The organism is Micromonospora sp. NPDC005298, assembly GCF_040607375.1.
Lineage (GTDB): Bacteria > Actinomycetota > Actinomycetes > Mycobacteriales > Micromonosporaceae > Micromonospora.
In genome coordinates, this window is record NZ_JBEXGP010000003.1 from 207370 (window position 1) to 228479 (window position 21110).

The 21110-nt window shown below is 73.1% G+C and carries 20 protein-coding genes and 1 riboswitch; of the genes, 9 read left to right on the forward strand and 11 right to left on the reverse strand.

Annotated features, from left to right (window positions below):
• Positions 1 to 5: 5 nt before the first annotated feature.
• Positions 6 to 782 (forward strand): phosphate ABC transporter ATP-binding protein PstB, encoded by a 777-nt coding sequence (gene pstB, locus ABZS77_RS09960; RefSeq protein WP_354820088.1) that lies wholly within the window; start codon positions 6 to 8, stop codon positions 780 to 782.
• Between the two features lie 330 nt (positions 783 to 1112).
• Here the strand turns inward: pstB and ABZS77_RS09965 are convergent, their stop codons facing one another.
• Positions 1113 to 1946: an NUDIX hydrolase gene (locus ABZS77_RS09965; RefSeq protein WP_354820091.1), complete on the reverse strand. Its 834-nt coding sequence runs from the start codon at positions 1944 to 1946 to the stop codon at positions 1113 to 1115.
• A 161-nt stretch (positions 1947 to 2107) separates the two neighbouring features.
• Between ABZS77_RS09965 and ABZS77_RS09970 the strand changes: the two genes are divergently transcribed.
• Positions 2108 to 3076 (forward strand): Gfo/Idh/MocA family oxidoreductase, encoded by a 969-nt coding sequence (locus ABZS77_RS09970; protein ID WP_354820094.1) that lies wholly within the window; start codon positions 2108 to 2110, stop codon positions 3074 to 3076.
• A gap of 50 nt (positions 3077 to 3126) precedes the next feature.
• Here the strand turns inward: ABZS77_RS09970 and ABZS77_RS09975 are convergent, their stop codons facing one another.
• The 3 genes from ABZS77_RS09975 to ABZS77_RS09985 form a co-directional block, all read right to left on the reverse strand.
• Positions 3127 to 4134, reverse strand: a complete 1008-nt coding sequence (locus ABZS77_RS09975; RefSeq protein ID WP_139587550.1) for an inorganic phosphate transporter — start codon at positions 4132 to 4134, stop codon at positions 3127 to 3129.
• A 4-nt stretch (positions 4135 to 4138) separates the two neighbouring features.
• On the reverse strand, positions 4139 to 4765 hold the full coding sequence (locus ABZS77_RS09980; protein WP_145778717.1) for a DUF47 family protein: 627 nt from the start codon (positions 4763 to 4765) through the stop codon (positions 4139 to 4141).
• Positions 4766 to 4893: 128 nt separating this feature from the next.
• Positions 4894 to 5835, reverse strand: coding sequence for a PPK2 family polyphosphate kinase (locus ABZS77_RS09985; RefSeq protein ID WP_354820097.1), 942 nt, complete (start codon positions 5833 to 5835; stop codon positions 4894 to 4896).
• Between the two features lie 132 nt (positions 5836 to 5967).
• Here ABZS77_RS09985 and sigJ point away from each other — a divergent pair, with 132 nt between their 5' ends.
• Positions 5968 to 6933: an RNA polymerase sigma factor SigJ gene (gene sigJ, locus ABZS77_RS09990; RefSeq protein ID WP_354820100.1), complete on the forward strand. Its 966-nt coding sequence runs from the start codon at positions 5968 to 5970 to the stop codon at positions 6931 to 6933.
• Positions 6934 to 6946: 13 nt separating this feature from the next.
• On the opposite strand, the gene ABZS77_RS09995 is transcribed toward sigJ, so the two are convergent.
• On the reverse strand, positions 6947 to 7453 hold the full coding sequence (locus ABZS77_RS09995) for a DUF402 domain-containing protein (RefSeq protein WP_354820103.1): 507 nt from the start codon (positions 7451 to 7453) through the stop codon (positions 6947 to 6949).
• 101 nt (positions 7454 to 7554) lie between these two features.
• On the opposite strand from ABZS77_RS09995, the gene ABZS77_RS10000 reads away from it, so the two are divergent.
• Positions 7555 to 9744: an ATP-dependent DNA helicase gene (locus ABZS77_RS10000; protein ID WP_354820106.1), complete on the forward strand. Its 2190-nt coding sequence runs from the start codon at positions 7555 to 7557 to the stop codon at positions 9742 to 9744.
• Between the two features lie 168 nt (positions 9745 to 9912).
• Here ABZS77_RS10000 and ABZS77_RS10005 read toward each other — a convergent pair whose 3' ends face one another.
• Positions 9913 to 11211, reverse strand: coding sequence for an AI-2E family transporter (locus ABZS77_RS10005; protein ID WP_354820109.1), 1299 nt, complete (start codon positions 11209 to 11211; stop codon positions 9913 to 9915).
• 160 nt (positions 11212 to 11371) lie between these two features.
• Between ABZS77_RS10005 and ABZS77_RS10010 the strand changes: the two genes are divergently transcribed.
• Positions 11372 to 11710 (forward strand): co-chaperone GroES, encoded by a 339-nt coding sequence (locus ABZS77_RS10010; protein WP_354820112.1) that lies wholly within the window; start codon positions 11372 to 11374, stop codon positions 11708 to 11710.
• A gap of 81 nt (positions 11711 to 11791) precedes the next feature.
• Positions 11792 to 11959 (forward strand): hypothetical protein, encoded by a 168-nt coding sequence (locus ABZS77_RS10015; RefSeq protein ID WP_354820115.1) that lies wholly within the window; start codon positions 11792 to 11794, stop codon positions 11957 to 11959.
• 12 nt (positions 11960 to 11971) lie between these two features.
• Here the strand turns inward: ABZS77_RS10015 and ABZS77_RS10020 are convergent, their stop codons facing one another.
• Positions 11972 to 13453, reverse strand: a complete 1482-nt coding sequence (locus ABZS77_RS10020; RefSeq protein WP_354820118.1) for a PrsW family intramembrane metalloprotease — start codon at positions 13451 to 13453, stop codon at positions 11972 to 11974.
• Between the two features lie 24 nt (positions 13454 to 13477).
• Positions 13478 to 13598: riboswitch (SAM riboswitch) on the forward strand.
• Between the two features lie 46 nt (positions 13599 to 13644).
• Here ABZS77_RS10020 and ABZS77_RS10025 point away from each other — a divergent pair.
• Complete coding sequence (locus ABZS77_RS10025) at positions 13645 to 14904, forward strand: aminotransferase class V-fold PLP-dependent enzyme (protein ID WP_354820121.1); 1260 nt, start codon at positions 13645 to 13647, stop codon at positions 14902 to 14904.
• A gap of 2 nt (positions 14905 to 14906) precedes the next feature.
• Here ABZS77_RS10025 and ABZS77_RS10030 read toward each other — a convergent pair whose 3' ends face one another.
• Complete coding sequence (locus tag ABZS77_RS10030; RefSeq protein WP_354820488.1) at positions 14907 to 16142, reverse strand: FUSC family protein; 1236 nt, start codon at positions 16140 to 16142, stop codon at positions 14907 to 14909.
• 106 nt (positions 16143 to 16248) lie between these two features.
• Between ABZS77_RS10030 and ABZS77_RS10035 the strand changes: the two genes are divergently transcribed.
• Positions 16249 to 16905 carry a metal-dependent phosphohydrolase gene (locus tag ABZS77_RS10035; protein WP_354820124.1) on the forward strand — a complete coding sequence of 219 codons (657 nt, stop codon included), beginning with the start codon at positions 16249 to 16251 and terminating at the stop codon, positions 16903 to 16905.
• On the opposite strand, the gene ABZS77_RS10040 is transcribed toward ABZS77_RS10035, so the two are convergent.
• On the reverse strand, positions 16877 to 17161 hold the full coding sequence (locus tag ABZS77_RS10040) for a DUF4031 domain-containing protein (protein ID WP_354820127.1): 285 nt from the start codon (positions 17159 to 17161) through the stop codon (positions 16877 to 16879). The two genes, ABZS77_RS10035 and ABZS77_RS10040, sit on opposite strands and share 29 nt — an antisense overlap.
• A 68-nt stretch (positions 17162 to 17229) precedes the next feature.
• Between ABZS77_RS10040 and ABZS77_RS10045 the strand changes: the two genes are divergently transcribed.
• The gene (locus tag ABZS77_RS10045; RefSeq protein ID WP_354820130.1) at positions 17230 to 18630 is read left to right on the forward strand and encodes an FAD-linked oxidase C-terminal domain-containing protein; all 1401 of its coding nucleotides are present in this window, start codon (positions 17230 to 17232) and stop codon (positions 18628 to 18630) included.
• A gap of 12 nt (positions 18631 to 18642) precedes the next feature.
• Here ABZS77_RS10045 and ABZS77_RS10050 read toward each other — a convergent pair whose 3' ends face one another.
• Together ABZS77_RS10050 and ABZS77_RS10055 are read right to left on the reverse strand one after the other, a co-directional pair.
• A complete protein-coding gene (locus ABZS77_RS10050; protein ID WP_354820133.1) occupies positions 18643 to 19179 on the reverse strand; it encodes a hypothetical protein in 537 nt (178 codons plus the stop codon).
• 88 nt (positions 19180 to 19267) lie between these two features.
• Positions 19268 to 21082, reverse strand: coding sequence for a glycerol-3-phosphate dehydrogenase/oxidase (locus tag ABZS77_RS10055; RefSeq protein WP_354820491.1), 1815 nt, complete (start codon positions 21080 to 21082; stop codon positions 19268 to 19270).
• Positions 21083 to 21110: the final 28 nt, after the last annotated feature.

Consider the following 21110-nt stretch of genomic DNA (forward strand, 5'->3'; position numbering starts at 1 on the left):
CCACCATGGCCAAGCGAGTCTCCGCCTCGAACGTCACCGCCTACTACGGCGGCTTCAAGGCGATCGAGAACATCAACCTGACCGTCGAGCCGAAGACCGTCACCGCCCTGATCGGGCCGTCCGGTTGCGGCAAGTCCACGTTCCTGCGCTCGATCAACCGGATGCACGAGGTGCTGCCGGGTGCCCGCGTCGAGGGCAGCCTGACCATCGACGACCAGGACGTCTACGACCGGGACGTGGACGTCACCGCCGTCCGACGCATGATCGGCATGGTCTTCCAGCGGCCGAACCCGTTCCCCACCATGAGCATCTTCGAGAACGTGGTGGCCGGGCTGAAGCTCAACGGCGTCCGCAAGAAGTCGATCCTGGACGAGGCCGCCGAGAAGGCCCTGCGCTCGGCGAACCTGTGGGACGAGGTCAAGGACCGGCTCGGCAAGCCCGGCGCGGGCCTCTCCGGCGGCCAGCAGCAGCGGCTCTGCATCGCCCGGACCATCGCGGTCGAGCCCCAGGTCGTCCTGATGGACGAGCCGTGCTCAGCCCTGGACCCGATCTCCACCCTGGCGATCGAGGACCTGATGTTCCAGCTCAAGGACAAATTCACGATCATCATCGTGACCCACAACATGCAGCAGGCCGCCCGGGTCTCGGACCGGACCGCCTTCTTCTCCATCGAGAAGACCGGCGACCCGGGCCGCCTGATCGAGTACGACAACACTCAGAAGATCTTCAGCAACCCGAGCGTGAAGAAGACCGAGGACTACATCACCGGCCGCTTCGGCTGAGCCGACCACGTCCGGTCACCCGGCGCCCCGCCTCCCCGGCGTGGGCGCCGGTGCCATATCCGCCGCCGACACCGCGCCGCGTCGTGCGGCCGCGTCGCCCCACCGCGTCGTGTGGCCGGGCCATCCCGCGGCGGACACACCAAGATCGCACTTGAACATGGAAGTAGTGGCTTCCTCCGAGCGACCACACCACTACTTCCTGGATCGAGCACGATCTGGCGGTGGCGGTGGCGGTGGCGGTGGCGGTGGCGGTGTGGCGGTGTGGCGGGCATCGAGGGCGGGCAAACAGCGACCGCCGGGCGGGGCGGGACTGCGGCAGAGCGCGCGGGCTCAGCCCAGGACAAAGCGGGGTTCGCCGTCCGGGGGCAGGTCGAGGCGTGGGGTGACCGGGGTGGCGGCGTCCCGCTCGGCTGCCGCACGGGCCACCCCGGCGAGGTCGCCGGCCGCCGCCACCTGGGCGAGCGTGACCAGGGTCGGCGGCAGCATGGTCAGTTCGCCGGCCCGCGCCCGGGCCAGCGCGTCGGACGGCCGGATCCACAGGGTGTGGTCGGCCTCGCCGGAGACGTCGCGGGTCCGTTGTCCGGCGGGCAGGAGGGCTACGAAGAAGTACGTGTCGAAGCGGCGCGGCTCGAACTCGGGGGTGATCCAGCGGCTCCACGGCAGCAGCAGGTCCGACCGCAGGGTGAGGTGACGGTCGGCGAGTAGCGCCGCGAAGCCGAGCCGGCGCCCCTCCAGGTCCTGCCGGGCGGTCTCCCAGTCGTCGCCGCTGACGTCGCCGACCACTGTCGCCTCGTCGGGGCCGGCGAGCAGCACACCGGCCTCCTCGAAGACCTCCCGGGCGGCGGCGCAGACGACCGCCTGGGCGGCGTCCGGGGCGACCCCGAGCTGTTCCGCCCATTCGGTAGGTGTCGGGCCGGCCCAGTCCAGGTGTGCCTCCGAGTCGGAGCGGTCGACCCCTCCGCCGGGGAAGGCGTACATCCCGCCGAAGGTCATGGCGGCGACCCGGCGGATGACGTACACCTCGAAGTCGGTGTCGGTCGGACGCAGCAGGAGCACGGTGGCCGCGACGCGGGGCACCGCCGGTGTGCCGCCCTCGGCCTGGAACCGGCGGGCGTGCTCGACCAGGGCGGCCGGGGCGGCGAAGCCGTCACTGTCGATCGTCATGCCGCGAGCGTAGTTCCCCGCCCCGCCGACGTCGGCCCGCCGGGGTGCCGCTCGACGGTCGGCCGCTGCGCGGGGCGGCACGGGTACGCCAGGTCCCGACGGGTGAGCTGGGCGTCGACCGGGCGGCGGGCAGTTCACCCGGCTCGGCTAGCGTGCCGGTCATGACTCGTTGGGGCATCCTGGCCACCGGCCACATCGCCAGCCGTTTCGCCGAAGACCTCCGGCTGGTGCCGGACGCGGAGCTCGTCGCGGTCGGGTCACGGACCGCCGACAGCGCGCGGCGGTTCGCCGACACGTACGGCGCGGAGCGGGCGTACGGCTCCTGGGTGGAGCTGGCGGCCGACCCGGAGGTCGACGTCATCTACGTGGCGACGCCGCACGCCGCACATCACGAGGCGGCGATGACCTGCCTGACCGCCGGGCGTGCGGTGCTGTTGGAGAAGCCGTTCACCCTGGACCTGGCGACCAGCGCCGAGCTGGTCGACACGGCCCGCGCCGCCGGGGTCTTCCTCATGGAGGCCATGTGGATGCGGACCAACCCGCTCATCCAGCGGGCGGTCCAGCTCATCGCGGACGGGGCGATCGGCACGGTGATCGGGGTGCAGGCCGATTTCGGGGTGGCCGGCCCGTTCCCGCCGGAGCACCGGATGCGCAACCCGGCGCTGGGTGGGGGTGCCCTGCTCGACCTGGGGATCTATCCGATCAGCCTGGCCCACCTGCTGCTCGGGATGCCGCAGCACGTCCGGTCCTGGGCGCGGCTCGGCCCGGAGGGCACCGACGAGAACACCGGGATCCTGTTCGGCTACGACACCGGTGCGTTGGCGGCGCTGAGCTGCGGCATGGTGGGGGCGACCAAGCTGTCGGCCTCGATCACCGGCAGTACGGGCCGGATCGAGCTGCCGGAGCCGTTCTTCCGGCCAGGGTCGCTGACCCTGCACCGGGCCGGCGCCGAGCCGGAGACGATCGTCGCGGAGGGGGCCGGCAACGGCTACCAGTACGAGGCGATCGAGGTGCAGCGTTGCCTGGCCGCCGGGCTGACCGAGAGCCCGCTGGTGCCGCACACCACGACCCTCGAGGTGATGGGCCTGCTGGACACGATCCGCGAGCAGATCGGTGTGCGCTACGAGTGACGTCGAAGGCCCCCGGTCGAGACCGGGGGCCTACGTCTTGGCGGGGTCGGTCAGCCGAAGAGCGGCCGGACCAGCAGGTAGGTCACGCAGGCGATCAGCGCCGCGGCCGGGAACGTGATGATCCAGGCGATCACGATGTTGCCGGCGACGTTCCAGCGGACCGCGGAGAGTCGTTTGGTCGCGCCCACACCCATGATCGCCGAGGTGATCGTGTGGGTCGTGGAGATCGGCGCCTTGAGTACCAGGGCGTTGAAGTAGAGCACCGCGCTGGCCACCGTCTCGGCGGCGAAGCCCTCCGGCGGCCCGAGGTCGATGATCTTGCGACCGAGGGTACGGATGATCCGCCACCCACCGGCGTACGTGCCGAGGGCCAGCATCGTCGCCGACGTCCAGAACACCCAGCCCGGGATGTGCGTCTTGCTCTCCTGGAAACCGCCGGTGTACAGCGCCAGCACCACGATGCCCATGGTCTTGGCGGCGTCCTGCATGCCGTGGCCGACGGACATGGCGGCCGCCGAGGCGGTCTGCGCCCACCGGAAACCCCGGTTGAGCTTGCCCGGCTGCCCCTTGCGGAACAGCCAGAGGATGGCGAGCATCAGCAGGTAGCCGAGGGTGAGACCGACGATGGGCGAGAGCACCATCGGCAGCAGCACCTTCTCGCCGATGTTGCCCCACTGCACGAGTCCGCCGGTGGACAGCAGGGTCGCGCCGACCAGGCCACCGAAGAGCGCGTGCGAGGACGACGAGGGCAGACCGAAGTACCAGGTGATCAGGTTCCAGGCGATCGCGCCGAGCACCCCGGCGAAGACCACGCCGAGGCTGCTCACCCCCGTCGGGAGGGTCACCAGGCCGTCGCCGACGGTCTTGGCGACACCGGCGCCGAAGTGGGCGCCGACGAAGTTGCCGACCGCCGCGAGCCCGAGGGCGATCCGGGGGGTCAGCGCCCGGGTGGAGACGCTTGTGGCGATCGCGTTGGCGGCGTCGTGGAAGCCGTTGGTGTAGTCGAACGCCAGGGCCACCGCGATCACCGCCAGTACGGCGATGAGTTCAGGGGACACCGGCTCAGGACTCCTTGACGGCGATGGTCTCGACGGTGTTGGCGACGTGCTCGAAGGCGTCGCAGGCGGCCTCCAGCTCGTCGGCGACCTCCTTCATCTTCAGCACCGTCAACGCGTCGTACTCACCGGAGAAGAGGCGGACGAGCAGCTGCCGGTTGATTCGGTCGCCCTCGTTCTCCAGCCGGTTGCACTCGATCCAGTAGTCCTCGAGGTCCTTCATCGACTTCAGTCGCGGCATCGCCTCGGCGGTCAGCTTGGCCTGCTGGTCGAGCACGTTGACCATCTCGTGCAGCTCGCGGGGCAGCGCGGGCAGCTCGGTCAGCCCGTACAGGTAGAGCAGGTCGCCGACCGCCTCGAGGTGGTCCATCACGTCGTCCAGCAGCGAGCCGAGCCGGTAGATGTCCTCCCGGTCGAACGGCGTGATGAACGTCGAGTTGATCTTCTTGTACAGGTCGTGGGTGATCTGGTCGCTGTCGTGCTCGACCTCGGTCAGCCGCTCGCTGACCGACTGCACGTCGACGCCGGGCAGGGCCAGCTCGTTCAGCAGCGCGGTGCCCCGGACCAGGTTCTGCGCGGCCCTGGTGAAGAGCTCGTAGAAGGCGCCCTCGGTGGGGCGGAAGGAAAACTTCACAGCACAGACCTCGTCGCGTCGGTGGAAGGGTGGCGGCACCCGTTGGGCACCCGCCCGGTGAATGCTAGGAAACGGCCGAACCACGAATTCGTCGGCCCACCCCTGGCCAAGCCACATTCACCGGTCGTTCACCTGCCGTTCATCTCGGGCGTCCCATCCGCCCCCGCTCCCCCAGCACGCAGCCGCTCCCGCTCGTGGGCCACATCGAAATCGGCAGCCGGATACCCCAGATCAAGCGTGTCGAACGTCTCTCGCAGCAGGTGGGCCACCGCCCAGTCCCGATACCACTTGCGGTCCGCCGGCACCACGAACCAGGGCGCGGCGTCCGTGGCGCACCGGCTCAGGGCCTCGGCGTACGCGGCCTGGTAGTCGTCCCAGCGGGCTCGGGCGTCGACGTCCGACGGGTTGTACTTCCAGTGCTTGCGCGGGTCGGTGAGCCGTCCCAGCAGGCGTTCGCCCTGCTCGGCGTACGAGATGTGCAGCATCACCTTCACCAGCGTCACGCCGTCCTCGGTCAGCTCCCGCTCGAAGGAGTTGATCTCGTCGTAGCGGGCTCGCCAGGTGGCCTCCGGCACCAGCGACCCGACCCGGGCGATCAGCACGTCCTCGTAGTGCGACCGGTTGAACATCCCGACGTACCCGGCCGGCGGCAGCGCGCGGCGGATCCGCCACAGGAAGTCGTGTCGCAGCTCCTGCGGGGTCGGCGGGCCGAACGAGCGGATGTGCAGGCCCAGCGGGTTCATCGCGCCCGCCACCCGCTTGATCGTGCCGTCCTTGCCACCGCAGTCCATCGCTTGGAGCACCAGCAGCACCCGGTGCGCCGGCCGCTCCGAGCCGGCCTGGGCCATCGCGAAGAGCATCTCCTGCTGCCGGGCCAGCTCCTCACCGACCAGCTCCACCTGCTCCCGCGCCCAGGTCTTGCGGCGGCCGCCGTCCATCTCCGCCACCGGCAGGCCGGGCGTGGACCGGGGATCGATCGCGTCGAGATCCACCGGAGCGGTGACCCGCAGCAGTTCCCGTACTCCACCGCCGTCCGGCGCCACGATCCGCGGTTCCTGGGATGTGCTCATTCACGGATCATCGCCCACCTCCGGGCCATCCGCCCGCCGAGAGCCGCACGGCCGGGCAGTACGGGGCAGCCCCCGCCTCGACATGGCGGGAGGATGGACGCTCAGGGGCACCGGCCGGGAGGTGGTGGGTTCGTGCGGGACCTGGCGACGGAGTTCGAGGCCGAGCGGGGCCGCCTGCTCGCGGTGGCCCGCCGGATGCTCGGCAACCGCAGCGAGGCCGAGGACGCGGTGCAGGAGACCTGGCTGCGCTACGCGGGGGCACTCGCCGACCCGGCGGCCCGCGCCGAGATCCGCGACCTGTCCGCGTGGCTGACCACCGCGTGCGCCCGGATCTGCCTCGACGTGCTCCGCTCGGCGCGCGTCCGGCGCGAGGCGTACCCCGGGCAGTGGCTTCCGGAGCCGGAGGTACGCCCGACCGACAGTCGGCCGGCACCGGACGGGTACGCCCCCGACCCGGCGGAGCGGGCGGTGCGCGCCGACCAGGTCGGCACGGCGCTGCTGGTGGTGCTGGAGCGGCTCGCGCCGGAGCAGCGGGTCGCCCTCGTCCTGCACGACGTGTTCGCGGTGCCGTTCGCCGGCGTCGCCGACGTGCTCGGCACGACCGAGGCCGCGGCCCGGCAGCTCGCCTCCCGGGCGCGGCGGGCGCTGACCGCTCCGGACGCGCCCCGGCACAGCGCCGGCCCGGCCGAGCAGCGGCGCGTGCTCGAGGCGTTCATCGCGGCCACCGAGTCCGGCGAGCTGGACGCGCTGCTGCGGGTGCTCGCGCCGGACGTGGTCCTGCTCGGCGACTCGGGCGGGCACTTCCCGGCGGCCCGTCGACCGGTGGTCGGCGCGGACGCGGTGGGCCGCTTCACGCTGGGGCTTTTCGGCCGTGCCGGCCGGTACTCCCAGCGGGTGCTGTCCCGGCCGGTGCTGGTCGACGGCGTGCTGGGCCTGCAGATGGAGACGGTGCACAGCGACGGGCGGCCCATCCGCCTGGTCACCGCGTTCGCCGTGGACCAGGGACGGGTCACGGGCATCTTCAACCAGCTCAACCCGGAGAAACTGACCGACCTGCCCCCGCTGGGCGACGACGACACCTGGCCGCCGCGCTGGTGACCCGGGCGCCGGCTCAGACCACCAGCGCCAGCCATTTGCGGTACGAGGTGGCGAACGGTTCGCTGCCGTCGCCGAGCGCCCCGTACAGCCACCGGGCCGCCGCCTCGGCCTCGACCACCACGTCCTGCGGGTAGCCGAAGCGTTCCCGGTGCTCGGCGAACTCGTCCTCGTCGAGCAGCTCGACCAGGCCGGTGGCCCGGCGGCGCACGACGTCCAGGTCCAGGTCGATGAGGTGGACCGTGTCGTCGGACTCCCAGCGGGCCGGGGTGGCGATGTCGCAGTAGACCTCGCTGGTGCGCGGCGGCGGGTTGAACATGCACGTCCACCACGCGTGGTGCGGCACCAGCAGGACAAACGGGATCTTCTCCACCGAGGGCCGGCCGTGGTAGACCGACTCGGTGCCGAACGGGACACCCAGCCAGACGCCGAGATCGTCCTCGGCGAGCCGGCGGGCCGGGTAGTCACGGTGGGCGCTGCCGTCGTACTTGCGGTAGATCACTCGGACCACGTCGCTCGGCATGATTCGCACCCTAACCGATACTGCCCACGCGTCGTAGCGCGGCCGTAACGGGACGGCACCGGCCACCGGGGCGTACGGGGTGGGTCCGCGCCACGCGGCGGATGGGCGCGGCCCGTGTCGGCGGCGGCGGGTACCGTCGCACGGTGACTCCGCCCCGCACCGCCACCGGTTCCGCCTCCCCGTCGGCCCGTGCCGGGAGCCGGCGGCGGGGTGCCCGGCCCAGCGGCACGGACCTGCTCGCGGCGGCCGTCGGCGCGGTTCCCGGCGGCGCGGCACGCCCCGGGCAGCAGCAGATGACCACCGCGATCGAAGAGTGCGTGACCAGTGGCGAGCACCTGCTCGTCCAGGCCGGCACCGGCACCGGCAAGTCGCTCGCGTACCTCGCGCCCGCGCTCACCGTGGACGGCCCGGTGGTCGTGTCCACCGCCACCCTGGCGTTGCAGTCCCAGCTCGTCGACCACGACCTGCCCCGGCTGGCCGACGCGGTCGAGCCGCTGCTGGGCCGCCGGCCCACCTTCGCGGTGCTCAAGGGCCGACACCACTACCTCTGCCTGGCCCGCCTGGACAACTCCACCGAGGAGGAGCCGGAGGACACCCTCTTCGACGCCCCGGCCACCCGCCCCGGCGGCGGCACCAAGTGGCTCGGCGAGGCGGGCCGGCTGGGCAAACAGATCGAACGGGTACGCGACTGGGCCGACAAGACAGCCACCGGCGACCGCGACGAGCTGGACCCGGGCGTCGACGACCAGGCCTGGCGGCTGGTGTCGATGCCGGCCCGGGAGTGCGTCGGCGCGACCCGCTGCCCGTTCGGGCAGGAGTGTTTCGCCGAGGCGTCCCGGGCTCGGGCCCGCGAGGCCGACATCGTGGTGACCAACCACAGCCTGCTCGCGGTCGACATGCTCGCCGACCGGCACATCGTGCCGCCGCACAAGCTGCTCATCGTGGACGAGGCGCACGAGCTCGCCGACCGGGTCTCCTCGGCGGCGCAGGCGGAACTCGTGCCGGAGCTGATCGACCGGACCACCCGGCGGGCTCGTACGCTGCTGCGGCCGGAGACCGCCGAGGCGCTCACCGCCGCCGGCGACGCCCTCGCGGTCGGACTGGCCGAGGCACCGGCCGGGCGGCTCACCGCCGGGCTGCCGGCGCCGCTGCGGGAGGCGTGCACGCTGCTCGACGCGGCCACCCGCAGCGCGCTGGACGCGATCGGCGACGTCAAGTCCGACGATCCGGACCCGGTCCGCAAGCAGCAGGCCAAGGCCGCCCTGGACGACCTCTCCAGCACGGCACAGCGGTTGCTGGAGGAGGCCGAGCACGACGTGGCCTGGGTGGAGAAGAACGACAGCGGCAACCGGCGGGCCCTGGTGGTCGCGCCCCTGTCGGTGGCTGGCACCCTCGCCACCCACCTGTACGACGAACGCACCGTCGTCGCCACCTCGGCGACCCTGGCGCTCGGTGGACGCTTCGACACGGTGGCCCGCGCCCTCGGCCTGGACGCGCCGCCGGTCCCGGCGTCGCCGGCCGCCGCCGCGCAGGCCGCCCGCACCGGCGCCGGCCGCCCGGCCGCCGAGACACCGGGCCGCCGGCTGGCCGACGCCGCCGCCATCCCGGCGACCGAGGGCCCGGGCTGGCGGTCGCTCGACGTGGGCTCGCCGTTCGACTACGCCCGGCAGGGCATCCTGTACGTCGCCGCGCACCTGCCCCGACCCAGCGTCTCCGGCCTGCCCGAGGCCGCCGGGGAGGAGCTGATCGGGCTGGTCGAGGCGCTCGGTGGTCGTACCCTCGGGCTCTTCTCCTCCCGGCGGGCCGCGCAGCAGGCGGCGGAGCTGCTGCGCGCACGGACCGACCTGCCGGTGCTGCTGCAGGGCGAGGAAGCGCTGCCACTGCTGGTCCGCCGGTTCCGGGAAGAGCGGTCCAGCTGCCTGTTCGGGGTGATGTCGCTCTGGCAGGGGGTGGACGTGCCGGGCGACGCCTGCCAGCTCGTGGTCATCGACCGGCTGCCCTTCCCCCGACCCGACGAGCCCCTGGCCGCGGCCCGCGCGGCAGCCGTGGACGCGGGCGGCGGTTCGGGTTTCGCGGCGGTCAGCGTGCCGATCGCGGCGGTGCGGCTGGCCCAGGGGGTGGGGCGGCTGATCCGGGCGACCGGCGACCGGGGGGTCGTCGCCGTACTGGACTCGCGGCTGGAGACCGCCCGCGGATACGGGCCCTTCCTGCGTCGTTCGCTGCCACCGTTCTGGTACACGACCCGCCCCGAGGTGGCCCGCGGCGCCCTGGAACGCCTGGCCAAGTCCTGACCCAACCCTGCGGCCTGCGCCCCGCCACCTGCGCCCCGCGCCCCGCGCAGAAACAAGGAAGTAGTGGCCTCCTCCACGGGATGAGGCCACTACTTCCAGGATCGAGCACGATCTTGCGGCGGCAGGACCCGCCCCGGCAGGACGCGCGCCGGGGTCAGGGGGCCTGGGTCAGGGTGCCTGGGCGGCGACCACCACGGCGTCCGGCGGGGTGTCCGGGACGGTACGCGCGCCAAGCCGCCGTACCGCCGTGTTCAGCACGGCGATCAGGGGGACCGAGACCAGGGCGCCGGTGATGCCGGCGAGCACCACACCGGCGGCGATACCGATGATCACCGCGAGCGGGTGCAGGGCGACCGCCCGTCCCATGATCAGTGGCTGGAGCACGTGCCCCTCGACCTGCTGCACACCGATCACGGCACCCAGGATGATCAGCGCGGTGACCGGGCCGCTGTCGACGAGCGCCACCAGCACGGCCACGCCGCCGGAGAGCGCCGCGCCGACGATCGGGATGAACGCGCCGAGGAAGACCAGCGCGGCAAGCGGGAAGGCGAACGGCACGTCGAAGATGACGAGGAAGATGCCGATGCCGACCGCGTCGATGAAGGCGACCAGCACGGTCGCCCGGACGTACGCGCCGAGCGTCTGCCAGGAGGCGCGGCCCGCGTCGTCGACCTTCCACCGGGCGGCCACCGGCAGCAGCCGGACCAGGAAGCGCCAGATGCGGTTGCCGTCGCGCAGGAAGAAGAACGTCGCGAAGAGCACCAGGATGGTGCCGGTCAACACCTCGGCCAGCGTCGCGGCCGTACTCAGCGCTCCACTTGTGAACTTCGAGGTGTTGTCGTTGATCCAGGCCTGCGCCTCGTCGATGTAGCGGTTGAGCTGGGTGTCGGAGAGGTGCAGCGGGCCGGTCTTGAGCCAGTCCTGGATCTGCCGGACGCCCTCCGAGGACTTCTCGCTCAGCTCCGGTACGCCCCGGATGAACTCGTTGACCACCAGGGTGAGCGTGCCGATCACCGCCGCCAGGCCGCCAACCAGCACGACCGCGGTGGCCATCGACCGGGGCAGTCGAGCGCGCAACAGCCAGCCCACAGCCGGTGCGAGCAGCGCCGAGAGCAGCAGCGCGATGGCCAGCGGAATGATCACGATCTTGATGGTGCCGACGATCCGCAGCAGGGCCCAGGCCACCACGCCGATCACGATCAACCGCCAGCACCAGGCGGCGGCGATGCGTAGTCCGTGCGGCACGTCGGCGTCGTCGCGGCTGGAGGTGGAGGTGTGCAGGTCCACCGGAGGCTCCGCGCCGATCACCATGGCGCTCGGTGGCGCGCTCGGCCCCGGCACCGAGGGTGAGGCCACCCGCGCCGGCTCCGGAACCTCCTTCGGAGGGTCCTGGTCGGCGCGAACCGTCTCCCGGCTCGACTGGTAGGCGCGGCGGAGCCGCCCGCGTATCCGCTCGAAGCGGCTCAAGCGCACCTCCTGGCAGAAAGAATGGGTCCGCCCACGTCGACAGGTCGGACAGCATACGTCCGTTCCCGACACCGTAGGGCAGTTCCGCCACACATTGCCCCCACGACCTCAGGCGTAACCACCGGCGGCCGGCCGTGGGCGACACGGTAGCGTCTGCGTCGTGACCGCCGACCAGGATCTCGACGCCGGCCTGCCGATCCGCCTCCTGCACGACCGCGTGCTGGTACGGATGGAGGGCGGCGAGGGCGAGCGCCGATCCACCGCGGGCATCGTCATCCCGGCGACCGCCGCGGTGGGCAAACGCCTCGCCTGGGCCACCGCCGTCGGGGTGGGGCCGAACGTCCGCGCCATCGTCTCCGGCGACCGGGTGCTCTTCGACCCGGACGACCGCTCCGAGGTCGAGTTGCACGGCCGCGGCTACGTGCTGCTGCGCGAACGGGACGTGCACGCGGTGGCCGCCGAGCGGATCGAGAACGACTCCACCGGCCTGTACCTGTAGCGCCCCTCCTCCCCACCACGCGCCGTTTGCCGCGCCGCACGACGGGAAGCCATCCGGCGACCGTGGCCCTGGGGAGGGACGATGCCGGTATTCGTGAAGAAGCTGCTGACCTGGGGCGGCGTCGCGTTCCTGATCTACTTCATGGCATTCCGGCCCGACGGCGCCGCGCAGATGTTCAAGGCGATCGGGGCGGCGCTCGTCGCGATGGCCCAGGGCCTCGGTGACTTCCTGACCACCCTGATGACCTGAGCCGACCGCCGGTCAGTGCTGGCCGGGCGTCCACGGCGGCCGTGGACCGGGCCAGCCGTGCGGCGCGTACCCCACCGGAGGCGCGGGCGGCGCGGGAGCCAGGACCACCGGGATCGGCACGACCGGCTCGTCCGGGGCGTCCACCGGCCGCCGCGTGCCGTCCGGGAAGCGCAGGTGGTAGCGGCTGCCGTCCCAGACCCCCACCGGAGCCTGCGGGTCCCGACCCACGAAGAACGACCGGTACGCCCCGATCGCCTCCAGCAACTCCCGCTCCTCCCGGGCCGACCGTTCCTGGTCGGCGGGCTTGCGGTCCAGGCCGCGCAGCGTCCCGTCGCGCAGCAGCGCCAGCCGGGTCGCCGCGAACTGGTAGCTGCGCATCGCTCGCAGGCCGGCGTCCCCGCCGACCCGGCGGGCCCAACTGCGGGCCGCGTGCCGACGCCCGAGACTGCTCAGCGCGGCCACCTCGGGCGGGGTCAACCAGCCGGCGCGTACGTAGTCCGGCAGCGTCCGTTCGGTGAGCCGCCCCTCCCAGGCGCGCAGCCACACCGCGAGCCCCACCATGCCGAAGAAGACCGGCACCATGAGGCCGAGGAAGCCGTACAACATGATGATCGCCTCGCCGGTTGCCTGCGTCAGTGTGGGCAGCAGGTTCCAGGTGCCGTGCAGCATCATCGCCAGCAGCAGACCGGCGACCGGCGCCAGCACCCGGACCCGGCGGTCCGCCGTGCGCGCCGCGACACCGAGCCCCACACCGGTCATCGAGGTGAACAGCGGATGGGCGAACCCGAACAGCAGGATCCGCACGATGAAGATGGCGATGACCTGCTGGGTGCCGGTCGCCGGGCCGTACCGGTCGGCGCCCGCCGCGTAGCCGTACCCGCCCAGGTAGAGGATGTTCTCCACCATGGCGAAGCCGACCGCGGAGAGCCCGCAGTAGACCAGCCCGTCGGTGATCCCGGACCACTCCCGGCGGCGGAACACCAGCAGCAGGATCGGGCCGAGCGCCTTGGTCAGCTCCTCGATGAACGGCGCCACGAGCACGCCGGTGAGCGCGGCCGGCAACCCCCAGTCGGCGAAGCGGCCGGCGGCGAACTCGTTCACGGTGAGCGAGGCGGCCGTGGAGACGAACGCCCCCCAGGCGAAACAGAAGATCAGGTATTTCAGGGGTTCCGGTTCGTACCGGTCCAGCCAGAGGAAGCAGGCGACGAGCACCGGCACCGGCAGGATGGCGGCCACCACCCCGATGAGCAGCGCCCGTACGCCGAGCGACTGGCCGAGGGTGAAGACCATGAACACCGCGCACGCGGCGATGAAGAGCACCACCCCGGCCAGCACCAGGAACCGCCGCCAGCCGAGCCGGCGCAGCGGCATCCGTGGTGCCTCGCCGGCGGGCGGAGCCGCGGGCGCGGACGGCGACGACGGCAGGGGTGAACCGGGCGGGGTGTCGGCCATGCGGTCAGCGTAGCCATCAGTCGCCGGCTGGTCCGGTCGCATCGGCAGCCGCTATGCTGCCGGGCAGGTCACGAGCGCCAGCGTCAAGCCCCGGCTTGCTGGCCGGCAACCCTCGTCGAGTTCGCGGTGGGGTGCCCCGGGTGATGACCGGGCCCAGCCCGATCGGCGTGCTGGGCAAGCGCGGACCCCGTCCCGATGCCGCACCCGGGGTCCCTGACCCCGGAGGTTCCGGCGTGTCCGTCACTCTCGTACCCTCGCTGCCCGCCCTGCCCACGGCGGCGCCCGCGCCACTCGACGTGCTCGGCGTGCCCGGCGAGATCAATCTGGACTACGCGGCCAGCGCGCCGTGCGCGCGCGCCGCGGCCGACGCGGTGACCGAGCTGCTGCCCTGGTACGCGAGCGTGCACCGGGGCGCGGGAGCGCTGTCGCGGCGCTGCACGCTGGCCTACGAGCAGGCCCGGCAGACGATCGGTGACTTCTTCGGCGCCCGCGCCGACGACCACGTGATTTTCACCCGGAACACCACGGACGCGCTCAACCTGCTGGGCCGGTCGGTGCCCGTCGGCACCACGGTGGTCACGTTCGCCGGCGAGCACCACGCGAACCTGCTGCCCTGGCCGCGCGGCTCGGTACGGCTGCCGGTGCCCGCCGACCCCGCCGGGGCGGTACGCGCCCTCGCCGCCGCGCTGGCCGAGCTGCGCCGCGACAGCAACCCGGCGCTGCCGGTGCTGGTGTCGGTCACCGGGGCCAGCAATGTGACGGGTGAGCGTTGGCCGGTCGCGGAGCTGGCCCGGGTGGCCCACCGGCACGGTGCCCGGATCGCGGTGGACGCCGCGCAACTCGCCCCGCACGAACCGGTCGACCTGCTCGCGCTCGACGTGGACTACCTGGCCGTGTCGGGCCACAAGCTGTACGCCCCGTTCGGCGCGGGTGTGCTGATCGGCCGTGCGGACTGGCTGGACGCGGCCCCGCCGTACCTGGCCGGTGGTGGAGCCACCAGCCGGGTCGGCTCGGCCACCCACGACGTCACCTGGGCGACCGGACCGGCGCGGCACGAGGGCGGCACCCCGAACCTGTTCGGCGCGGTGGCGCTGGCGGCGGTCTGTGCGGCGCTGGCCGGGGCGGACCGGTCCGCGCTGTCGGCTCGTGAGCAGGCGTTGCTGGCTCGACTGCGTACCGGCGTCGCCGCTCTGCCGCACGTGGTGGAGCTGCGCACCTTCGGTCCGGACGCGCCCCGGGTCGGGATCGTCTCGTTCGTGGTCGCCGGGTGGGACTCCGCCGAGGTGGCCGCCCGGTTGGCGGCGCGACACCGGATCGGCGTACGCGACGGGTTGTTCTGTGCCCACCCGCTGGCCCGGCGGCTGCTCGCCGAGGCGGCCGGGCGCAGCGGCCGACGGGACCTGCCGTCCACCGCGCTGCGGGCAAGTATCGGCCTGGGCAGCACCGTCGACGAGGTGGACCGGCTGCTCGCCGCGCTCGCCGAGCTGGCCTGAGTTCAGCCGACGGGCGGGGCGGTCGGCGGTTTCGCCGCCTCGCCCGGCTCGGCCGACTCACCGATGGGCCGCTCCTGCTCGCCGAACGCGGTGCGGATCCACCGGTTCGCCTCCTCCTGCTCGATTCCGGAGGCGACCAGCAGGTCGCTGGCCGTGGTGCGGATCTGGGCGATGACCACGCTGCCGGAGAAGCCGACCCCCGCGCCGTACGCCCGGCCGGCCTCGCTGACCGCGCGCAGGGACCGCTCCCGGGCCTTCTCGGGTGTCTCGCCGGCGGCGAACTCGTGCTTGAGCAGCCGGACCGCCTCGGCGAGGTGCCCGATCGCGTCCGCCATCGGTTCGGGCATCGGCTCGTCGTCCTCGATCAGGGTGACGGACCTGCGGATCAGCGTGCCGCTGTTGCGCATCGCCCGGTCGATGGGGTCGGCCGCCTCCGCGTAGTGGGTCAGTTCGTCGCGGCGGTGCCAGCGGGCCGGGGACAGCGTGGCGGTCTCCTTCGCCCCCTCGATCGCCTCGGCGAGCGTGGCCAGTTCCTCCTTGTTGTCGCGTAGCCGCTCCAGCGCCCGCTGGACGGTCGCGCGGTCCCGGGTGCGCAGCCCGTCCGCTGTGGTGTCGAGTTGCGCGGCGAGCAGGTCCAACGCCGGACGGGCCGCCCGGTTGATCACCCGTAGCGGGTTGAGCGGCAGCAGGACAGCGGTCACCAGCAGCGCGATCCCACCGCCGAGGAACGCGTCGACGAAGCGCGGAATCTCCAGATCCTGGGTGGAGGGGCTCAGCGTCACGATCAGGACCGCCGTGGCCGCCGCCTGGATGACGATGGCGACGCTGGCCCCGGCGAAGATGGTGAGCAGGATGGCGACGGTGACCACCAGGCCGAGCTGCCACGCCCCGGTGCCCAGCAGATAGATCAGGAAGTCGCCGACGGCCACCCCGACGGCCACCCCGATGATCAGTTCCATGGTCCGGCGGAACCGCTGGCCCACCGACGCGGCCAGGGTGCCGACCGCGGAGATCGGCGCGAAGACCGGCTGCGGGTTGCCGAGCAGCCGGTGCGAGACGAAGTACGCCAGCCCTGCCGCGAGCCCGGCCTGCACGGCCAGTCCGCCGGCCATGCGTACCCGGTGCAGGCGGTCGTGCAGGGTGGCCCGACCGCGATGGCGCAGCTCCTCGGTGGCCTCGGCGATCCGGGCGCCGTCGATGTCCACCAGCCCGTCGCGCAGCGCGGTACGCCGCACCATCGGTGGTCGCTTGTCCCGGGCCACGGCCATGGGCGCGACTACCCGTGGCGGGGCCGCTGAATCCTCCCGTCCGGCGCGTCGCGGGCGGATGCGACAGAATCGGGCGGTGGTTGATCTGCTGGACCGGTGGCGGGCGGCGGCCCACGCTGCCGGCGCGCGGCCCGGGCCGGCGGTGACGCGGGCCGGGGAGCAGCTGCTCGCCAGGTGGCGGGAGCCGCAGCGGCACTACCACACGGTCACCCACCTGGGGGCCGTCCTGGACGTGGTGGACCGGCACGCCGACCTGGCCGGCCGGGTCGACCTGGTGCGGCTCGCCGCCTGGTGCCACGACGCCGTCTACGACCCGCGGGCCGCCGGCGACGCCAACGAACGGGACAGCGCCGCGCTCGCCACAGGCGTGCTCACCGGGCTCGGGGTGCCGGCGTCCGCGGTGGCCGAGGTGCACCGCCTGGTGCTGCTCACCGCCGGGCACGCGGTGACACCGGGGGACCGCGACGGCGCGCTGCTCTGCGACGCGGACCTCGCCGTGCTGGCCACGCCACCCGAGGTGTACGACCGCTACGCGGCGGCCGTCCGACGGGAGTACGCGCACGTGCCGGAGCCGGCCTTCCGGGCCGGGCGGGCGGCGGTGTTGACGGGTCTGCTGGCCCTGCCCGCGCTGTTCCGGCTACCGCCACTGGCCGGCCGATGGGAGCGTCCCGCCCGGGACAACCTGCGCCGCGAGCTGGCCGCGCTCACCGACCCACCGGCGCGGGCCGACTGACCAGGTGCTTCGGGCGGCGCAGGCCGGCGTCGCGGAGCAACCGGACCAGCTCCCGGCTCGGCACCACCCGCGCGCCGAGCCACACCGCCGCCGCGAACCGGTCGGCGGGAATGTCGTAGTGGTCCCGGTCGAAGCCGCGCCGGGGCGCGCCCAGTGCCTCGGCGAAGGCGTGCAGCTCGGCGTACGAGACGTCGCTGATCAGGTGTGACCAGAGACGTCCACGCCACGGCCAGGCAGGCCGGTCCAGGTAGAGCATGACGCCCAAGCTATCCCGCGCAGTCGATCATGTTGATGATCGGCGGCCGGCGACCTAGCCTCGGCTGCATGGCCCCCACCGGACTCCTCGACGACCTGCGCGCCGCGCTCGGCGAGAACGCCGTGCTCACCGACCCGGACCTGCTGCGCATGCACCAGCGGGACGAGGCGGACCTCTGCGCCGCCGGCACCCCGCTGGTGGTGACCCGCCCCCGCACCACCGAGCAGGTCGTCGCGGTGGTCCGGGCGGCGGCCCGACACGGCGTACCCCTGGTGCCGCAGGGCGCTCGGACCGGGCTGGCCGGCGCGGCCAACGCGGTGGACGGCGCGGTGGTGCTCAGCACCGTCGCGATGGACGAGATCCGCGAGATCGACCCGGTGAGCCGGATCGCGGTGGTCCAGCCCGGGGTGGTCAACGCGACGCTTGCGGGGGCGGTGGCCAAGCAGGGGCTGTGGTATCCGCCGGACCCCGGCTCGTGGGAGTCGTCCACGATCGGCGGCAACGTGTCCACCAACGCCGGCGGCATGTGCTGCGTCAAGTACGGCGTGACCACCGAGTACGTGCTCGGCCTGGAGGTCGTGCTCGCCTCGGGTGAGGTGCTGCGCACCGGCCGGCGTACCGCCAAGGGGGTTGCCGGCTACGACCTGACCCGGCTCTTCGTCGGCTCGGAGGGCACCCTCGGCGTGATCACCGAGGTGACCGTGGCGCTGCGGCCCGCCCCGGCCGAGTCGCTGACCATGGTGGCGGTGTTCCCGTCCACGGCGGCGGCCGGCGCGGCGGTGGCCGAGATCGCCGCCCGAGGGCTGACACCCAGCCTGCTGGAACTGCTGGACCAGACCCACCTGCGGGCGATCGAGGCGTACCAGCCGATGGGGTTGCGGACCGACGCGCACGCCCTGCTGCTCGCCGCCGCGGACACCGGCACCCGGGCGGCGGACGACCTGGCCGGCCTGGCGGAGGTGTGCGAGGCGGCCGGCGCCGACGAGGTGTACGCGGCCACCGACGCGGTGGAGGCGGCCGCGTTGTTGCAGGCCCGGCGGCTGGCGCACCCGGCAATGGAGAAGTTCGCCGCCGACGCGTACCCGGGCGGCAACGGCGGTCTGGTGATCGACGACGTGGCGGTGCCGCGTGGTTCGCTCGCCGCCCTGCTGGACGGGGTGTCCCGGATCGCGGTGGAGTGCGAGGTGCCGATCGGCGTGGTGGGGCATGCCGGGGACGGCAACATGCACCCGAACATCGTGGTCGACCGGGCCGACCCGGCGAGCGTGGAGCGGGGCCGGCGGGCGTTCGACGAGATCATGCGGCTCGGCCTGGACCTGGGCGGCACCTGCACCGGTGAGCACGGGGTGGGGCTGCTCAAGCGGGACTGGCTGGCCCGGGAGATCGGGCCGGTCGGCGTCCGCGTGCACCAGGCGATCAAGTCGGCGCTGGACCCGGACGGTCTGCTCAATCCGGGCAAGGTGCTCTGAACCGGCTCGGGGTCAGCCGATGACCTCGGCCGGGGTCGCCTGGGTGAGCAGCAGCAGGATCTCCCCGGCGACGACCGGTCGTTCCTCACCCGGGCAGTCCTGTGAGGTGATCAGCCCGGTGGACGTGAGCAGGCTCGAGGTCAGCGCGTCGATGCAGGTCGCCCGGTACCGCCGGACCTGATCGGTCTCCTCGGCCAGCCTCGGGTCGGCCAGCAGCACCTGGAGCCGTTCGGTCTGCTCGGGGGCGAGCGTGCCACGGGAGGTGACCCCGTCGCCGGCGCAGTCCAGGCACTGCCAGGCACCCGTGCGCTCCACGCTCAGGGTGCGCAGCGGGCCGTCGGTGCCGAGCCGCTGGAGCAGGCTGACCTGACCCGCCGCGACGGTGGTGGGGACCTCGGGAAGCGGCCCGCCGGCCGCCGAGCCCACCGGTGGCGGTGCCTGCGGTGTCACACCGGCGTCCCGTTCGAACAGCGAGCAGCCGGTCAGGGTGACGGCGAGCGCCGCAACGAGGAGGGAGCCGAGCAGACGGGGGCGCGCGCGGTACAGCACGCGCGGAACCTACCCCACCGTAGGTAGCGTCCGAAACCACCATCCGGGCTGGTATCGATGGTTACCCATTGGTAACGTCACTTTTCGGTCATCGGGTGGTGGGTCGCAGCGTCGCCTGATCGTCCTCACCACGGTCGGCCGCGTACCCCCGGACGTCCGGGGCGCCGAGACGGGCCTGGTCCGCGGTCGCGTCGTCCGGCATCAACTGGGACTGCCGCTCGGCCAGCACCCGGGCGCGGTAGTGCTCCACCTCGCGCAGCCGCGTGTCCGCGTCCCAACCCAGCACCGCACCCATCAACTCGGCGGCGTGCTCCGCCGACTCCAGGCCCCGGTGCGTCGTCTCGAAGGAGATCCGGGTCCGCCGGGTCAGCACGTCCTCCAGATGCAACGCGCCCTCGGCCCGCGCCGCGTACGCGACCTCCGCCGCCAGGTACTCCGGAGCACCGGCCAGCGGGGAGGCGAGCAGTGGATCGGCGTCGATCAGCGCCAGCAGGTCCAGCGTGAGGGTGCCGTACCGCTCCAGCAGATGCTCCAACACGCCCACCGGCACGCCGTGCCGCCGGGCCAGGTCCGCCCGGTCCCGCCACATGGCCGGGTACCCGTCCGCGCCCAACAACGGCAGATCGGCGGTACGCGACGGGCGGGCGCCACCCAGCCGGCGGGCGGCCCGGTCGACCACGTCCGAGGCCATCACCCGGTACGTCGTGTACTTGCCACCGGCGACCAGCAGCAACCCGAGCATCGGCTCGAAGACGGCGTGCTCGCGGGACAGCTTCGAGGTGGAGTCGGCCTCGCCGGCCAGCAGTGGCCGCAGGCCGGCGTACACGCCCTCGATGTCGGCGGTGGTCAACGGCCGCTCCAGCACCGTGTTGACCTGCTGCAACAGGTAGTCGATGTCGCGGGCCGACGCGGACGGGTGGGACCGGTCCAGCCGCCAGTCGGTGTCCGTCGTACCGATGATCCAGTGCCCGCCCCACGGGATGACGAAGAGCACCGAACTGGCCGTACGCAGGATGAGCCCGGTCTCGCCGGTGATCGCCGAGCGGGGCACCACCAGGTGCACGCCCTTCGACGCGCGGACCCGGACGCCGGGCCGCAGGCCCACGTCGTTGAGCATCCGCGACATGTCGTCGCTCCACACGCCCGTGGCGGCGATGACCGTCCGGGCCTGCACCTCGAACTCGGCATCCGGTGAGCCGGCCGGCGCCTCCAGGTCACGGACCCGGACACCGGTGACCTCCCGCGCCTGCCGGATCAGCCCCACCGCACGGGCGCTGCTCACCACCGTGGCGCCGAGGCTGGCCGCCGTACGGGCCAGGGTCACCACCAGACGGGCGTCGTCGACCTGACCGTCGTAGTAGCGGATCGCGCCGGCCAGCGCGTCGGCCCGCAGGCTCGGGAAGATGCGCCGGGCACCCTCGCGGGTGAGGTGCCGGTGCAGCGGCATGCCCCGACCGCCACCGAAGAGCCCGGCGAAGGCGTCGTAGGCGGCCACGCCGGCCCCGTAGTACGAGCGGCGCAAGAGTCGCGCGGGCAGGTCCCGCAGCCCTCGACCGGCCGGCAGCGGCACCAGGAACGGCACCGGGCGGACCAGGTGCGGCGCGAGCCGGGTGGCCAGCAGGCCGCGTTCGGTGAGCGCCTCGTGGACCAGGTGGAACTCCAGCTGCTCCAGGTAGCGCAGACCGCCGTGGATGAGCTTGCTGGACCGGCTGGAGGTGCCGGCCGCCAGGTCACGCGCCTCGACCAGGGCCACCTTCAGCCCTCGGGACGCCGCGTCCAGGGCGGCACCGGCACCGGTCACTCCACCCCCGATGACCAGCACGTCGAAGCGCTCGGCGCGCAGTCGGCGCAGGTCGGCGGCACGACGCACCGGCGAGAGCTGCCCGGCGACGGATCGGGAGATGTTGGGATCTCGCACCCGTCCACCGTAT

Bases quoted from the DNA above. Each gene is read 5' to 3' on its own strand.
- pstB (WP_354820088.1), top strand. From the start codon at position 6: ATGGCCAAGCGAGTCTCCGCCTCGAACGTCACCGCCTACTACGGCGGC.
- ABZS77_RS09965 (WP_354820091.1), bottom strand. From the start codon at position 1,946: ATGACGATCGACAGTGACGGCTTCGCCGCCCCGGCCGCCCTGGTCGAG.
- ABZS77_RS09970 (WP_354820094.1), top strand. From the start codon at position 2,108: ATGACTCGTTGGGGCATCCTGGCCACCGGCCACATCGCCAGCCGTTTC.
- ABZS77_RS09985 (WP_354820097.1), bottom strand. From the start codon at position 5,835: ATGAGCACATCCCAGGAACCGCGGATCGTGGCGCCGGACGGCGGTGGA.
- ABZS77_RS09995 (WP_354820103.1), bottom strand. From the start codon at position 7,453: ATGCCGAGCGACGTGGTCCGAGTGATCTACCGCAAGTACGACGGCAGC.
- ABZS77_RS10000 (WP_354820106.1), top strand. From the start codon at position 7,555: ATGGGCGCGGCCCGTGTCGGCGGCGGCGGGTACCGTCGCACGGTGACT.
- ABZS77_RS10015 (WP_354820115.1), top strand. From the start codon at position 11,792: ATGCCGGTATTCGTGAAGAAGCTGCTGACCTGGGGCGGCGTCGCGTTC.
- ABZS77_RS10020 (WP_354820118.1), bottom strand. From the start codon at position 13,453: ATGCGACCGGACCAGCCGGCGACTGATGGCTACGCTGACCGCATGGCC.
- ABZS77_RS10030 (WP_354820488.1), bottom strand. From the start codon at position 16,142: ATGGTGCGGCGTACCGCGCTGCGCGACGGGCTGGTGGACATCGACGGC.
- ABZS77_RS10040 (WP_354820127.1), bottom strand. From the start codon at position 17,161: ATGCTCTACCTGGACCGGCCTGCCTGGCCGTGGCGTGGACGTCTCTGG.
- ABZS77_RS10045 (WP_354820130.1), top strand. From the start codon at position 17,230: ATGGCCCCCACCGGACTCCTCGACGACCTGCGCGCCGCGCTCGGCGAG.